This window comes from Bifidobacterium actinocoloniiforme DSM 22766 (assembly GCF_001263395.1).
Taxonomy (GTDB): Bacteria; Actinomycetota; Actinomycetes; order Actinomycetales; family Bifidobacteriaceae; genus Bombiscardovia; species Bombiscardovia actinocoloniiformis.
Window position 1 is genome coordinate 1,546,878 of sequence record NZ_CP011786.1, and the last position, 14,763, is coordinate 1,561,640.

Genomic DNA, 14,763 nt, shown 5'->3' on the forward strand with positions numbered 1-14,763 from the left:
ACTTCTTTTGCTCCGGGCGCCATGGACACTGTTGAAAGGTGACGACAATGAAGAAAATGATTCTCGATCTTGATACGGGCATCGACGACACCCTGGCCATTTCGTACGCCCTGGGCAGCCCTGAGGTGGAGCTGATTGGCATTACAAGCACGTACGGCAATGTGCTGCTTGAGCAGGGCATGCGCAACGATCTGGCGATCACCGACCTGCTGGGTCACCCGGAGGTCAAGGTCTATCCGGGCCTGCCCCACTCCTCCACGACCGACTCCTTCTCGGTGCTGCCGATTTCCGAGTTCATACATGGCAAGAACGGCATCGGCGATGTGCAGATCCCCGATTCCACGCGCAAGCCCGAGACCCAGTCCGCTGTCGACTTCATCATCGACGCGGCCAAGACCTATGGCCAGGACCTGATCTATGTGCCCACCGGCCCTATGACCAATATCGCCGCGGCCCTCCGCAAGGCGCCCGAGATCAAGGACCAGATCGGCAAAATCGTGCTGATGGGCGGCGCCCTGACTGTATGCGGCAACGTGTCCGCCTGGTCCGAGGCCAACATCTCCCAGGACCCCGACGCGGCTAACGAGCTCTTCCGCTCCGGCGCCCCGGTGACCATGATCGGCCTGGATGTGACCCTTCAGACGCTCCTGACCTATAAGGAGACCGCGCGCTGGCGCGACCTGGGCACCAAGGCCTCCGCCTTCCTGGCCGACATGACCGACTTCTACATCAAGGCTTACGAGACCACGTCTCCCCACCTGGGCGGATGCGGTCTGCATGACCCGCTGGCTGTGGCCGTGGCGGTCGATCCCACCCTGGTGAAGACCCTGCCGATCAACATGCAGGTCGATGTGGAAGGCCCCACCCGTGGCCGCACGATTGGCGACAACACGAGGCTGAACGACCCGCACAAGACCATGCAAGTGGCTGTCGAGGTGGACGTTCCCCGCTTCCTGAACGAATTCATGAGCCGCATCGGTGGGCTGGCCCAGCAGGCAGGCTGACCACACTTTGGCCGGTCCGTCCACAATAAGGCCCGGCGGGCGGCGCAATCCGACACGCCGCATACAATTTGAAATTGGCAACGTAGTTTGCACACAAGAAAAGGAACACTATGACTGAGTCGTCAACTCGAGCGGCCGTCGATCCATTCGACGACCCGGAGACCAGCAACAAGATGGCCGTCCGGGCCCTCGTTTTCCTCCTTATCACCTTCATCCTGGGCACCTTGTGCCTGCAAGGATTCAACCTGGTCTTCCAGCAGGTCGGTAAGGATGTGGGCGCGGTCCAGCAGGCCTCGCTGATCACGGCCCTGCCGAGCATCGTGCTGGGAATTGTCTGCTTCATCTACGGGTCGCTCGGCGACTTCGTCTCCCTCAAAAAGCTGGTGGTGACCGGCCTGGTCGTCCTCTTCATCGGCTCCATCTTCGGTTTCGTGGCGAACTTCTTCTTCACCGCCAACCTGTGGACGGTCATCATCGCCCGCATCCTGCAGACCGCGGGTGAGCAGGTGGCTGGCTCGGTCTACCTGGTCGTCACGACCAAGTACCTCAAGCCTTCGCTCAAGGTGGTGGCCTTCGGTGTCTTCACCGCCGGCTACCAGGTCTCCGCGGCCATCGGCGTGTTCGCTGCCGGCTTGCTCAGCTCCATCTCCTGGCAGTACCTGTTCCTGATTCCGGCGATCACCATCTTCTTCCTTCCCGCCCTGCTCAAGTCCCTGCCGAACAAGAGCGGCTCCGGCGATAAGGTCGATTGGTTGGGCTTCACCATCTTCGGTCTGGCCACCGCATTCCTGACCTTGTTCTTCTCCTACACCAAGGTTTGGCTGCTTATCGTGGCCGCTGCGCTGTACGTCGTGTTCGGCGTATACATCACCAAGGCCAAGGACCCGTTCGTGACCCCCGAGTTCTTCAAGAACACCCGCTGGATCATGGCTATCTGCCTGATTCTGTTCTTCTACTTCAACAACTACTGCATGTCGCCCATCTTCAACGCGATCTGCCGTGACGTGTTCGGCATCACCAACTCGGCCACCGTCTCCATGCACATCGTCTGGGCCTTCCTGGTGGCGGCGTTCTTCGGCACCACGTCCGGCGCGATCGTGGACAAGATCGGCCGTCAGCCCACGCTGATCATCGCCGCCTGCCTGATGATCGTGGGCTGGGCCGGTTCCGCCTTCGTCATCTCGTCCGGCCTCATCCCGCTGACCCTGATGGCATGCGTGTTCTACGCGGGTGCAGGCCTCATGTACTCCCCGGTGGTCTCCACCGTGCTTGACACCCTGCCTAAGGAGCAGTCGGGCCGTGGCGTGGGCATGAACGATCTGGTCATGAACGTGACCGGTTCAATCGGCATCGCCATCTTCGGTGGCCTGATGGCCGGCACCGGCCTGGGTGGCGGCTCCATCGCTGGAGGCGCCGGCCAGCAGGCGGTCTACGCCAACTTGCTGCTGATCGCGGCGGTCATCGCGGCCCTGGGCCTGGTCATCTACCTGGTCTTCCGCAAGAAGATCTACGCCGAGGACTGATAGCCCTCCTGTAGTACCCCGCCAGCGCGCGTCCGGTTCCTCCGGGCGCGCGCTGGCCTTATAAGCCCTGCGATTCGCGCTCCGCCCGCCTTGACTTTCGCTGTTCGCCGCTGCTTGCGGATTGCGGATAGCGAATCGCGGCGGGGGTGCTCACGAGGGCCAGGGAAATGCATGGATGGCGGAGCCGGCGGTATCCGATGCGCAAGGATTGGGGGCCATCAGCGTGGGGAATATGTGCAATATCTCTATGGTTTCCAGGGGTGAAATGGGGATTGGGCTTCTAAAATCGCATGTAGCGGGTGTATTGAACGAGAGAACAGTGGAGACTGCATGGAGCGCGAGGGCGAGATGGTGCTGGGACTGCCGCATGAGGGCTACGGACGTACTTGGGCCAAGGCCATCCTGATCGGTGAGCACTCCGTGGTCTACGGGCATCCGGCGCTGGCGCTGCCGCTTCACAGCCTGCGGATGCAAGCATGGGCCGCCCCAGCCACCGAGGGCGAGGAGCCCCAGCTGAGCGCGTTGGACTATGAGGGGCCGCTCGCTGGCTCGGGGGAGCGCTTCGGTGGGTTGCGCCGGGCTGTGGAAGTGACGCTGAACTACTTAGGGACGACCGGGCAGGGTTTCCATATCCGCACCGAATCCGACTTTCCCGCTGGGCGGGGACTGGGGTCGTCGGCCGCCGCGTCCGGGGCTGTGGTGCGCGCCCTGTTGGACGCATACGACGCTGCGGTGAGCGATGAGGACATACTGCGGCTGACCAACCAGGCCGAGCAGGTGACACACGGGCACCCGTCCGGGCTGGACGCCGCCACTACCTCCGGTCAGGGGCCTGTACGGCTGGAGCAAGGCGCTATGCGGACCGTCCGCCCCCGGGGCGCGGCCTACCTGGTGATTGCCGACACCGGCGTGGCCGGCTCGACCAAGGAGGCCGTGGAGGGCGTACGCGGGCGGCTGGAGGCTGACCCGGACGGCGTGGGCCGGCTGATGGACGAGCTAGGCAACCAGGCGGCCGCCGCGATTGCCGACCTGGAAGCCGGACGGATGGAGCCGCTGGGCGACCACATGAACCAGGCCCAAGAGCTGCTGGATGCCCTGCAAGTGGGGCATCCCACACTCGACAAGCTGGTCCAGGAGGCGCGCTCCAACGGTGCGCTGGGCGCCAAACTGACCGGAGGCGGGCTGGGCGGCTGCATGTTGGCCCTGGCTGCGGACGGGGATGACGCCGACCGGATTGGGCAGGCGCTCAAGGCGCAGGGCGCGCAGCAGGTGTGGGTGCACCGGCTCGTGGCGTGATAGCCATCTGGTAACGGCCCGTGACGGCCGAAAACGATTGGGATCGGGAACTGGACTACGCTGTGGTGCGGCACCGGTCGAAGGTAAAGCGAAAACGGCTGGTATACCAGCTTCGCGACGTTGGAGATACGCCGCAGACTGGAGCCCGCTTGGATGCGCTCCCTGCGGATAGTGGGGATACTGTCAGATTTCCGGCGCAAACGTGCGGACGGGCGGCGGAACTGGCTACCCTATTGGATATGAACCTGAGAAGAGTAGGGGGCCGGCCGCTCCCTGGCGCCGCAGCGACGGCCACGCTGGCGCAGGGCGAGCGGGCGGACGGAGCGCCGTTAGGCCGCGGCCAGGCGCGGGCCAACGCCAATATCGCTTTGATTAAATACTGGGGCAAGGCCGACGAGGACCTCATCATCCCGCGTACTTCCAGCCTGTCGCTCACTCTGGACGGATTGAGCACGAGGACCGATGTGGAGTTTCTGCGGTCCGGCGCTGCGGACGGGCCAGCGGCGGACTCCCTCACCATTGATGACGAACCGAAGTCCGGCAAACCCCTGGAACGAGTCAGCCGGTTCCTGGATGTAGTGCGCGCCCAAGCAGGAATCGATGCCCCGGCGCGCGTGTGTTCCTATAACACCGTGCCTTATGGGGCGGGGCTGGCCTCCTCGTCGTCCGCCTTTGCGGCTCTGGCTGGGGCGGCTTGTGCGGCGGCCGGGTTGGAATTGTCGAACCGGGAGCTGTCGCGCTTGGCCCGGCGCGGCTCGGGGTCGGCCTGTCGCTCGATTTACGGAGGGCTGGTCAAGTGGGAGGCCGGGCATGATGATGCCAGCTCCTATGCCGTGCCTGTGGAATCGGACCTGGATCTGGCGTTGATAGTGGTGTTGGTCTCCGGGCAGGAAAAAACGGTTTCCAGTCGGCTGGCCATGCGCCGCACCGTTGAGACATCACCCTTATACCAGGCTTGGGCGGAGCAATCGGCCGTCGACCTGGATGAGGCGCTGGCGGCCATCCGGGCGCGCGACCTGGAGCGCCTGGGCGAGCTGGTGGAGGCCAACGCGCTCGGTATGCACGCGGCAATGCTGGCGGCCCGACCTGCCATCTGCTACTGGCGGCCGGAGACCCTGCGGGTTTTTGAAGCCGTGCGTGCCGTCCGAGCTGACGGGTTGGGAGCCTGGTCCACTCTGGACGCCGGGCCTAATTTGAAGGTGCTGACCGGGGGAGGGCAGGCGGCGGCGGTGGCCGATCAGCTGCGTGCCAGGCTGCCGGGTGTGAACATCCAAGTGCACCGGGCTGGCCCGGGCTTGCGGATTATGGGTATGAATACAGACGAGGGTCGCTGCTAGCGAAGAGGAAAGGGCCAGCTGGGGCTGGCATGATGATGGATAAACTCCATTAAAAACGGGCTCGGCCTGCAAAGGAAGCGTGGTGACGATGAGCGGAACTGTCGACAAGCGAGCGGACGCCGCCGGCAAGCTTTACTTGGCTGGTGAATACGCTGTGGTGGAACCCGGGCATCCGGCCATCCTGCTGGCGGTGGACCGCACCCTGACCGCACGGGTGACGGGACCGGCGGCGTCCGATCCGGGCCAGGAAGCGGACGGTCAGACCGGGCGCATCGAGTCCGCCGGCCACCCTGAGGCCAGCACCAACTGGCATCGGGAGCGCGGCATCCTGACGCCGGACGTCCGGCCGGACCAGCCTTCCTACCTGCTGGCCGCGGCGCGCACCGTGGAGGAGTTGCTGGCCCAGCGCGGCATAGCCCCGCGCCCCTTCGATCTGGAGATCAGCAGTCGGCTGGACGACAGTTCAGGCAAGAAATACGGCCTGGGTTCCTCCGCCGCTGTGGCGGTGGCAACAGTGCGCGTCCTGTTGGACTTTTATGGGCTGCGACTGAGCCCGCTTGAAACCTACAAACTGGCCTATCTAGCCACCGGGCGCGCTCAGAGCCTGGGTTCAGGCGGAGACCTGGCGGCCTCCCTGTTCGGTGGCTGCATCCGTTTCTGTTCGCCTGACCGGGCCTGGGTGCGCCAACGGTTGGTCAGCAGCCCAATCTCCCAATTGATTGAGGAGCCTTGGCCTCGGCTGAGCATCTCCCGCCTGCGGGCGTTCGGCCCCGACTCGCCCCTGCGTATCCTGGTGGGATGGACCGGCAGCCCCGCCTCCACGCCCTCGCTGGTCGCCTCCGTGCAGCAGGGCTCGGCGGATGGTAAGCGGGCTGATTATGAGCGTTTCCTAGCTGGTTCCGACGCCTGTGTGGACGCCCTGGCGCGGGCCTTGGACCGCGCCGATATGGCCGGTGTGCGGGAGGGCTTGGCCCAGGCCCGGAGCCTGTTGCAGGGGCTGTCCGCCCTGACCGACACTGACATCGAGACCCCGGCCCTGCGCACGCTGGTGGAGGCCGCGCTGTTGCGGGGAGCGGCGGCAAAATCGTCCGGTGCCGGCGGAGGGGATTGTGGCATCGCCGTCATAGATGGGCGCGGGCCTAGGCCTTCTGCTTCCGCCGGGTCCTCTCGCGCCGGGTGGCTCGGCCTGTCCGCGGCCATTAGCGCGGCCTGGAGCCGGGTTGGCATCGAGCCTTTGGGGCTTTCGGTAAGCCAGCCTTTGGCGCCTCTGGCTGATTGGGAATCGGCAGCGGCTCCAGGGGAGCGCGCATGAGCGGGTCGGCAAGCGCCAGTGGGCAGACCGGGGTTTCCGACGGTTTTGACCCGTCTGCGGACGCTAATCCGGATTCCCGGCGCAAAAACGACCACATCCGCCTGGCCCTCGCCCAGCAGCAGGTCCCCAAGCGCAACGCTTTTGACGACCTGCGCTTTGTCCACCACTCCCTGCGGGCCGTGGACCAATCACAAGTCAGCCTGGCTACCCGCGTCTGCGGCTCCGACTGGCCACTGCCCTTCTATATCAACGCGATGACCGGCGGTTCGGCCGAGGCTGGCCGGATCAACGCCCAGCTAGCCCAGGCCGCCGCTGCCACCGGGCTGGCCATGGCCACCGGCTCCCAGCACGCGGCCCTGCGCCGCCCCGAGCTGGAGCCCACCTTCACCACCGTGCGTAAGCAGAACCCTAGCGGCTTCGTGTTCGCGAACGTGGGCCCCACCGTCAGCCCCGGACAGGCCGTCCGAGCGGTCGAGATGCTCGCCGCCTCCGCCCTCCAGGTCCACATCAACCCGGTCCAAGAGGCCGTGATGACCGAGGGCGATCGCGATTTCGGTTCCTGGCCCGCCCGCATCCAGGCCATCGTGGCTGCCAGCCCGGTGCCGGTGGTGGTTAAAGAGGTTGGATTCGGTCTCAGCCGCCCCACTATCGAGCGCCTGGCCTCGCTGGGCGTGCGCACCGTGGACGTCTCCGGCCGCGGCGGCACTGATTTCGCCGTGATCGAGAACGAGCGCCGTGCCGACCGCGCCTACTGGTACATGGATTCCTGGGGCCTGTCCACCGTGCTGTCCCTGCTGACCGCGGGGTGGCCCGAGCCGGTCGCCGGCGTAGAGCTCCTGGCCTCGGGCGGGGTCCGCAGCCCGCTCGACGTGGTCAAGGCCCTGGCCCTGGGCGCCCGCGCGGTCGGTGTCTCCGGCCACTTCCTGGCCACGCTGAACGAGCGCGGCACCAACGGATTGATTGACGAAATTCGTGAATGGTCGGTCCAGGTTCGTGCCCTCATGTCCCTCCTAGGTGCCCGCACTGTCGCCGACCTGACCGCCAGCGACCTCCTGCTCACCGGCCCCACCGCCGAGGAGGCCCGCCTGCTAGGCGTCCCCCTGGAGTCCCTGGCCCGCCGGTCCGCTCGTGCGTAGCTCCGCTGCCACTTTGCGGTAAGAGGGCTTCTTCCGCCAGCTGGATAGGCGCCCTGTGCTAGAGTGAAGTTCGTTGGCTCTCCTGCCTCTGTTGAGGTGGGCTGAATCGGGCCAATCGTCGCCTGAATGCTTTGATTGCCGGGAATCTTCCGCGAAATTCTTTGCTTTGCTCGCGGCCAGGCGGGCTGCCGACCGGTAGCGCCGCTCAATGGGTTCCTTGGTGGAAGGCAAAATTTGCTCACACTCGCTATGCCCGCCCTGGGCGAAGCGTGCTGTGACGCCTGCCTGTCAGCAGCGAACCTCACAATGCACATGCAGATATGGAACAGATGAGTACACTAGCTGTGAACGAAATGACAGCCGCCGACCAGACCGAGGTCGCCGACAGCACCGAGGCCCACGAGATGGCCGCAAGCAGTATGAACGCCGAAACCGTTGACCCCTCCGCCGGAGCGGCCGATGAAGCTCCCAAGACTTTCGCGGAGCTGGGTGTGCCCGAGCCTCTGGTGCGAGTGCTCAAGGCCGACGGCAAGACCACCGCTTTCCCCATCCAGGAGGACACCCTGCCTGACTCGCTCGCCGGGCGGGACATCCTGGGTCGCGGCCGCACGGGCTCAGGGAAGACCCTGGCTTTTGTGCTGCCTCTGGTGGCCCGTCTCGCCGCCAGCCAACCCGACCGTCGTCGGGTGCGCGACATCCGCTCCAAGCCGGCTCCCCGTGGCCTGATCCTGTCTCCCACCCGTGAGCTGGCCAACCAGACCGATGAGGTGCTGGCGCCCCTGGCCCGCGTCTACGGGCTCGACACCTGCACCGTTTACGGCGGCGTGCGCCAGAACAAGCAGGTTAACGCCTTGCGCTCCGGCGCCGAAATCGTCGTCGCCTGCCCCGGCCGCTTGGAGGATCTGCTCCGCCAAGGCATGCTGACCCTGGATGACGTGGAGATCACCATCCTGGACGAGGCCGACGAGATGAGCGACATGGGCTTCCTGCCTGCTGTGGAGCGAATCCTGGACCAGGTGCGCGACGACGGGCAGCGCATGCTCTTCTCCGCCACGCTGGACCACGGCGTGGATAAGGTGGTCAAGCGCTACCTGCACAACGCCAAGGTGCACGAGGTTGATTCCGCCACCCAGCAGGTGGAGCAGATGACCCAGCACGTGTTCGAGACCACCCAGGGCGACAAGCACGAGCTGGTGCGCAAACTGGCCTCCGGCAAGGGCAAGCGCATACTCTTCACCCGTACCAAGTTCCAAGCCAAGAAACTGGCCGCAAACCTGACCAAGGCCGGGATCCCGGCGGCCGAGCTGCATGGCAACCTGTCGCAGAACCAGCGCGACCGCAACCTGGACGCCTTCTCCGACGGGCAGGTGCGTGTGCTGGTGGCGACGGACGTGGCCGCGCGCGGCGTGGACGTGTCCGACGTGAAGCTGGTGGTGCAGGTCGACCCGCCGGCGGACCCCAAGTCCTTCCTCCACCGTTCCGGGCGTACGGCCCGCGCAGGCAAGGCTGGCGACGTGGTGACGATTGTGCTGCCCAACCAGAGGCGGGACGCCAGGCGGATGCTGAAGATCGCGCACATCGACGCCAAGCCGGTGACGCATGTGACCGCCGAGTCCGACGTCGTGGACGAGCTGGTGGGCGAGACGGCCCCGCGCGTGGACGGTTGGGTCTTGAAGGCACCGGCTCCGGCGCGAGGCAAGGGTTCCGGGCGCGGCGGGCGGGGTGACGGCGGCCGTCGCGATGGCCGCCGTGGCGGCGCCCGTGACGGTGGTCGCAAGCGCGACTTCCGCAAAGAAGGCAAGCGCTCGCACAGGACGCGTGATTCTTATGATTCGCATGGCTCCCGCGGTTCCCAAGGCGCGCGTGGATTCGGTGACGAGGGTCCTTTCGACGGCCGCAGGAGCCAAGGGGGCGACCACGGTTACAGGGGGCGCTCGGAGGACGGCGGCCAGGCCCAAGGCCGTTCCCGCAACCCCCGCTACGGAAGCCGGAATGAATCACGCCGTGGCCGTGACGGCGGCAATGGCGGCCAGCGTTCAGCCCGGGGCTTCCAACACCGCAGCAACCGCTCCAAGCGAGCCAACAGCCCCTTCCGCGGGCGCTGATTTCCCTTATCGGTCCTCTGCGCTGTTGGTCCGATGCCTTTGATTGGACTGCTGGCGTGTCTTCCGATATCACTAAGGAAGTGATTAGGGTTCGTACGATACGGACGGCGTACCCCCAAAACCGCCAAGGCTTTTCAGTCTTGGCGGTTTTCGTTTAGGAGGCCGACTTGGATAAACCATTCACCGGTATCACGGATCAAGTGCGCATACTCCAAGGGCGGGGGCTCGGAGTGGATGACGAGCCATCACACGTACTGGCTAGGGAAGGCTACTACCAGGTGGTCAACGGGTATAATCAGCCTTTTCTGAAAACGAATAGGAACCAGCCGGACAAATATAGGGATGGCGTGGAGTTTCGTCAGATTTACGCGCTCTTCTGCTTTGACCGCGAACTGCGTATGTTGGTGTTTAAATATTGTGAGCAAGCCGAAGCTAAGCTGCGGACGGTGTGTTCGTATGTTTTCACTGAGCGGCACCCAGACGAGAAGCATCCTTATCTTAACACCGCAAACTACCGTAGTACGGGTGATAGCTATCATACCGCCGACTGGTACATGGAGAGGGTCGGTGACTTAATTGGCACGTTTCGGCATGTGATTGGTCTGCAGCCTTATGACAGGCCTCTTTTTGAGAAGGACTACATCCGGTTTTATTTGCGGGAACATGGTCATGTTCCCCTATGGGTCTTGGCGAACAGCCTCAGCTTGGGTTCCATGTTCAAATTTTTCTGCTATCAAACCGATAGCACAAGAAATGCCATTGCCCACGAGTACTCCCGGCAGTACGGTTTTGACCACAGCGGCCAGGCGCGTTTCTACTTCCATGATTTGCGGCGGTGCTACAACCATATCAAGGACTTCCGCAATATATGCGCACATGATGAGCGTCTCTATTGCGCTCGGGTAGATCCGAGCAAAGGGACTTCGGTCGCGGTTTTGCTGAAGGACCTTGACGCTGTACTCACCGCAGAGAGTTCGCGCGAGCTGCGGACCTCATTGATCAATCTGGTGCAGTCCTTGTTCGGCCGGGTACCTGATTATGTGTTTGAGCATATTACTTCTGGCATGGGGTTCCCGGATAAGGCTTTCGCGTCCATCACCTCGGATGTGGTGAACTAAGGCCTTGCCGCCCTGGCAACAGCGGGCGCACTTTAGGATCGTTGGGAATCCGGGGAGGTTTCGTCCGCTTGCCCCGCCGCGCTCGCCGCGCCCGGCTCGTCTGAGCCGGGCTTATCCCCGGCGGGTAAGCGATGCCGCAAGTTTCGTATGGCTTGCTCGCTGACGGTCACGGCTCCGCCGATGGCAGCCGTGCCCCATTGCTTGGCCTCGTTCAATCCCTGTGTGCTGGTCTGGATGAGCTTGCCGCCAGCTTCCTGGGCGGCGTCCTTCCATGGGCGCGCCTCAATGGCCTCTACCTGCCTGTCGAGCTCCACGGTCCGGCTGAATTCGCTGGCACGGGCGCCTATCTCGTTTGCCAGCTCCACGCTCGCGGGAGCATTGGAAGGATGAAGGAGAATCTGCCGGTTGGCGGCGTCGCCGGCTCCTTTAGCGCTTGCCGCCAGTCGGTCCACAATGCTTGCGATGCGGTCGAGCCGGTGCCCCCTGGCTGATTTGAGCGAGAGCCGGTGCTGGTCGAGTTCGTCCGGCGCGGTCGTCTGCACCCGGTCGAGCTCAAGCATGGCGCTCGCGTCTTGCAGCTGTACGCTGCGCGCTAGTACCGCAAGCCATTCCTGGGTGGAGACCCGCCCTTTCTTGAGGGACTGCAGGAGGTCCCTGGAGGACTGTTTGGCGCTCACGGATTCGGCGGTCGCCTCAAGCTGGCGTAAGGCGTAAGCCTGGGTTTGCGCGATGATCAGGGCCGAGGACTGTATCTTCTCCCAAGTGACCTGGTAGATGTGGCCGGTCAGCCGGTATTCATCCATGGCATCGTCCACGAGTATCTCGACGCCGATCATGTTGGAGAGGACGGCGTCTTTCTGGGCGCGCAGGACGTCATCCACCTTGGCGTCGATCGTCGCGAGATAATCCTGAATCTCCTGCATGGCCAGCTCCATCTCCATCTGGAGCATGGCGGTTCCCAAACCTGCCAGCGTACCGGGGTTGATCCTCTTGAATGAGCCTTTTTCGAACTCCACCAGACCCTTGATGCCGGACCGCTCCTTGACTTGCACCGCGCCCAGTTGCAGTCCGCTCCGCTTGCTGGTCATGAGGCCGAATTCCTTGATTTTCTGGGCGGAATCCGCGGTGATCTTGGCCCATCTTCCGCATTCTTGCGCCATGGTGCTTCCGGCCTGGAGCGTCACTCCCGCAGCGGCCAGCGCCTCGCTGTGCCTGGCGTTGAACTCCTCGGCCTTGAGCCCTAGGGAGGCGAGGAACCGCTTCGCTGCTTGGGCGTCCCCGATTGCGCTGATGCTGTCACCGTCACTGACGATTTGAATCTCCTGGCTCATCCGCCCCTCCTTGCGAGTCGGCATCATCCCCGATGCACAGTACCTCTTATGAATCTAACACCGAACTCATCGCTGTGCCGTCGACGGAGCCGTAAACGGCCTTGTGGCCTTTCCGCACGGTTTTCTCGAGCGATTCGAATGCCGTCTGGCGCGGATATGGCCCAGGGCCGCCGCGGTGTCGCTTTCGACCGCTGGGCAAGGCCGGAGGCGCGGCGAGGGTCCCGCTGCCCAACCGGATGGCATGATGCCAGGCGAATCCTGAACCACGGTCTCCGTATTTGAGCGCTACCTGCCGAACAGGGTTCTGAATAAGTCCATGTTCAAATTCAGGTCGTCATGGGCGTCTATGCGGACTTGCCGGTATTCGGCCGGTGTGGACGAGGTCTTTTCCTTGAACTTCCTGGCGAACTGCTCGGTGCTGCTGTAGCCGCACTCCTTGGCGACCTCCTGGACCGGCAGGGAGGTCATGCCCAGCAGGTCGCAGGCTTTGTCCAACCGTATGCCGTCGATGTAATCTCGCAAGGTCAGATCCGTGACCTCGTGGAAACGTCGCGACAGATAGCTCCTGTCCAAGTGCAGGGCTTTGGCGACGTCGCCGGGCCCTATGCCCTCCGCGTGGTGCTCGGCTATGTAGTCTATCGCCTTGCGGGCCGTCTCGTCGCTGGTCGCCCTGCTTCTGGACAGGGTGGAACCGGTCGCGTGCTCGGTCAGCAAATGCAGGAATTCGTATGCCAGCGAGTTCAGTTTCAGGCCGTCGCTGACCGAGCCTCCCGTGTAGGAGAAGCACTCGGTGATCACACGGAGGAAGGCTTGGTTCTGGTCCACGTGGAAGATTGAATGGGAAGGCCCCAGTCCGATGCTCGACAGACACGATGAAACGGCTGACCCGCTGAACCCTATCCACAGGTAAAGCCAGGGGGTAGTGGTGGACGCTTGGTATTGGACCGGCGTCTCGGGCCCGACGATGAACCCGTCGTTGCGGCGCAGGTTATACTTGGTGCCTTCGCGGCGGACGGTGCCGGTGCCCCCCAAGACGATGTGGACGATGTACGTGGAGCGCAGGGCCGGACCGAACGAGTGGTCCGGATGCGTTTCGGATATGCCGCATACGGCGAAGGAGAGGCCGTCCACGTCTGTGGAAGGCTGGCGGAGGTACCAAATCGAATTTTCCATGAGTGCCTTCATCGATTACGGCATTATCTGCCCCCGCGCATAGGCTTTGGCCGTAATTGCGCATCAGTGGGGCCATGCGAAACGGTGTGGGTCCCGACCGGTTTAGCTGGACCCACACCGTAGGTGATTCCTGGAGTTTACTGGAATCCGGGGCCTAGCGCCGGGCGGTGACCTTGCGGCGCAAATCCCAGATGAACAATCCCAGCAGGATAACCGCGAAGACCACGGCCAAGACCGTGAACGGCGCAGTTAGGGAGTCTGTGCCGAAACCTGTTTCGACGGCCTGCATGAACAGCGGGGAGATGAAATTACCCACGTTGCAGCCGATGAGAATCAGGGATGTGGCGAACGTGCTTGTCTTGGGTCCGGTGATGTCGCCCAAGGTCGTGTAGATGTAGGGGAAGCACCAGGAGCCGGGGATGCCGATGAGCATCATGCCCACCAAGGCCAGGATGAAATTATTACCGGACATGCTCATCATGATGTTGCCGACCATGTAGACCGCAACACCCATGTAGAGCACGGACTTGCCGATTGTGCGGTTCAGGAAGCCGAACACGAAACCGGCGAGGATGCCCAGGATGGGCATGAGCGAAAGGAAGAAGCTGGCATTGTAGCCCGCCCCCTTAATGGCGACGGCGATGGATGGGAAGCGCAACGTGGAGCACAGCGAATCCAGCACCATGAAGACCGCGAACAGGACTAAGAGCCAGACGAAGGGGTTGAGCTTCTCTCGAGTTTGCGCACCCTCGCCCGTGTCGGATTGCGAAGCCTCCTTGGCGGCATCCACCTGGCTGGACGCATCCGTGGTTGGCGTGGGATCGGGGACCACGAAGTGGAAGATGAGCGCGATGGGGAAGGTGAACAGGTAAATCGCGTAGCTCCAGTGCCATCCCAGGGTCAGAAGGAAGCCGGCGAAGACCGTCAGGACCGACTGTCCCAGGCTCTCAGTGGAGCTGCGGAAGCCCAGCATGGTGGCTCTGGTGTCACCTGTGTACAGCTCATTGATGATGCTGACGGCCAAGGAGTTGTACAAGCCGAGCCCGCAGCCCAGGACCAGGCGGCTGGCGAAGATCAGCGGGTAGGTCGAGATGACCATAGGGGCTGCGCCGCCGATGCCGGCCAGGACCAGGGCCAGGCAGATGGTGTGCTTGGTGCCTAGGTGCTTTTCCACCCAGCTGGACAGGAGGATGAACACAATGACCGCCAGGCTGGGGATGGTGGACAGCAGCTCGTTCTGCGCGGTGCTGATATGCAGCGAATCGCGCATGGCGGGCAGGGCGCCGTTAATGGCTGGCGCGCTGGTCAGCATCAGGGAAATGCAGAGCACCGCTGCCTTGGTGGCGAAACTTTGCTTGGATGATGGCATGGGAATGATCCTTGGGTTGATTGGTGGTTGTGGTGTAAATCTTGGAATGATGCCGGATC

General features: G+C 63.5%; 11 protein-coding genes. 8 read left to right on the forward strand and 3 right to left on the reverse strand.

What is annotated here, in order from left to right; translation table 11 throughout:
- The first annotated feature begins 47 nt into the window (after nt 1–47).
- From AB656_RS06330 to AB656_RS06365, 8 genes are all read left to right on the forward strand, one after another.
- Complete coding sequence (locus tag AB656_RS06330; protein ID WP_033504199.1) at nt 48–1,004, forward strand: nucleoside hydrolase; 957 nt, start codon at nt 48–50, stop codon at nt 1,002–1,004.
- A 110-nt stretch (nt 1,005–1,114) separates the two neighbouring features.
- Nucleotides 1,115–2,527 (forward strand): MFS transporter, encoded by a 1,413-nt coding sequence (locus tag AB656_RS06335; RefSeq protein WP_033504198.1) that lies wholly within the window; start codon nt 1,115–1,117, stop codon nt 2,525–2,527.
- Nucleotides 2,528–2,857: 330 nt separating this feature from the next.
- Nucleotides 2,858–3,823 carry a mevalonate kinase gene (mvk, locus tag AB656_RS06340; protein WP_033504197.1) on the forward strand — a complete coding sequence of 322 codons (966 nt, stop codon included), beginning with the start codon at nt 2,858–2,860 and terminating at the stop codon, nt 3,821–3,823.
- A 239-nt stretch (nt 3,824–4,062) separates the two neighbouring features.
- Nucleotides 4,063–5,160 (forward strand): diphosphomevalonate decarboxylase, encoded by a 1,098-nt coding sequence (gene mvaD, locus AB656_RS06345; protein ID WP_081924979.1) that lies wholly within the window; start codon nt 4,063–4,065, stop codon nt 5,158–5,160.
- An 88-nt stretch (nt 5,161–5,248) separates the two neighbouring features.
- On the forward strand, nt 5,249–6,472 hold the full coding sequence (locus tag AB656_RS06350) for a phosphomevalonate kinase (protein WP_051905462.1): 1,224 nt from the start codon (nt 5,249–5,251) through the stop codon (nt 6,470–6,472).
- Entirely contained in the window at nt 6,469–7,608 is a 1,140-nt protein-coding gene (fni, locus tag AB656_RS06355; RefSeq protein ID WP_081924980.1) for a type 2 isopentenyl-diphosphate Delta-isomerase, read from the forward strand. The genes AB656_RS06350 and fni overlap by 4 nt, the downstream gene beginning before the upstream one ends.
- Nucleotides 7,609–8,027: 419 nt before the next feature.
- Complete coding sequence (locus AB656_RS06360; RefSeq protein WP_033504265.1) at nt 8,028–9,713, forward strand: DEAD/DEAH box helicase; 1,686 nt, start codon at nt 8,028–8,030, stop codon at nt 9,711–9,713.
- Between the two features lie 167 nt (nt 9,714–9,880).
- The gene (locus AB656_RS06365) at nt 9,881–10,831 is read left to right on the forward strand and encodes an Abi family protein (RefSeq protein WP_051905463.1); all 951 of its coding nucleotides are present in this window, start codon (nt 9,881–9,883) and stop codon (nt 10,829–10,831) included.
- A gap of 32 nt (nt 10,832–10,863) precedes the next feature.
- Here the strand turns inward: AB656_RS06365 and AB656_RS06370 are convergent, their stop codons facing one another.
- The 3 genes from AB656_RS06370 to AB656_RS06380 form a co-directional block, all read right to left on the reverse strand.
- Nucleotides 10,864–12,162 carry a hypothetical protein gene (locus AB656_RS06370; RefSeq protein ID WP_051905464.1) on the reverse strand — a complete coding sequence of 433 codons (1,299 nt, stop codon included), beginning with the start codon at nt 12,160–12,162 and terminating at the stop codon, nt 10,864–10,866.
- A gap of 285 nt (nt 12,163–12,447) precedes the next feature.
- Nucleotides 12,448–13,335, reverse strand: a complete 888-nt coding sequence (locus AB656_RS06375) for an AraC family transcriptional regulator (RefSeq protein ID WP_051905465.1) — start codon at nt 13,333–13,335, stop codon at nt 12,448–12,450.
- 154 nt (nt 13,336–13,489) lie between these two features.
- Nucleotides 13,490–14,704: an MFS transporter gene (locus tag AB656_RS06380; RefSeq protein WP_033504196.1), complete on the reverse strand. Its 1,215-nt coding sequence runs from the start codon at nt 14,702–14,704 to the stop codon at nt 13,490–13,492.
- Nucleotides 14,705–14,763: the final 59 nt, after the last annotated feature.

What these genes read in the sequence shown, in the direction of transcription:
- AB656_RS06330 (WP_033504199.1), top strand. Translation starts at nt 48, where the DNA reads ATGAAGAAAATGATTCTCGATCTTGATACGGGCATCGACGACACCCTG.
- AB656_RS06335 (WP_033504198.1), top strand. Translation starts at nt 1,115, where the DNA reads ATGACTGAGTCGTCAACTCGAGCGGCCGTCGATCCATTCGACGACCCG.
- mvk (WP_033504197.1), top strand. Translation starts at nt 2,858, where the DNA reads ATGGAGCGCGAGGGCGAGATGGTGCTGGGACTGCCGCATGAGGGCTAC.
- mvaD (WP_081924979.1), top strand. Translation starts at nt 4,063, where the DNA reads ATGAACCTGAGAAGAGTAGGGGGCCGGCCGCTCCCTGGCGCCGCAGCG.
- AB656_RS06350 (WP_051905462.1), top strand. Translation starts at nt 5,249, where the DNA reads ATGAGCGGAACTGTCGACAAGCGAGCGGACGCCGCCGGCAAGCTTTAC.
- fni (WP_081924980.1), top strand. Translation starts at nt 6,469, where the DNA reads ATGAGCGGGTCGGCAAGCGCCAGTGGGCAGACCGGGGTTTCCGACGGT.
- AB656_RS06360 (WP_033504265.1), top strand. Translation starts at nt 8,028, where the DNA reads ATGAACGCCGAAACCGTTGACCCCTCCGCCGGAGCGGCCGATGAAGCT.
- AB656_RS06370 (WP_051905464.1), bottom strand. Translation starts at nt 12,162, where the DNA reads ATGAGCCAGGAGATTCAAATCGTCAGTGACGGTGACAGCATCAGCGCA.
- AB656_RS06375 (WP_051905465.1), bottom strand. Translation starts at nt 13,335, where the DNA reads ATGGAAAATTCGATTTGGTACCTCCGCCAGCCTTCCACAGACGTGGAC.
- AB656_RS06380 (WP_033504196.1), bottom strand. Translation starts at nt 14,704, where the DNA reads ATGCCATCATCCAAGCAAAGTTTCGCCACCAAGGCAGCGGTGCTCTGC.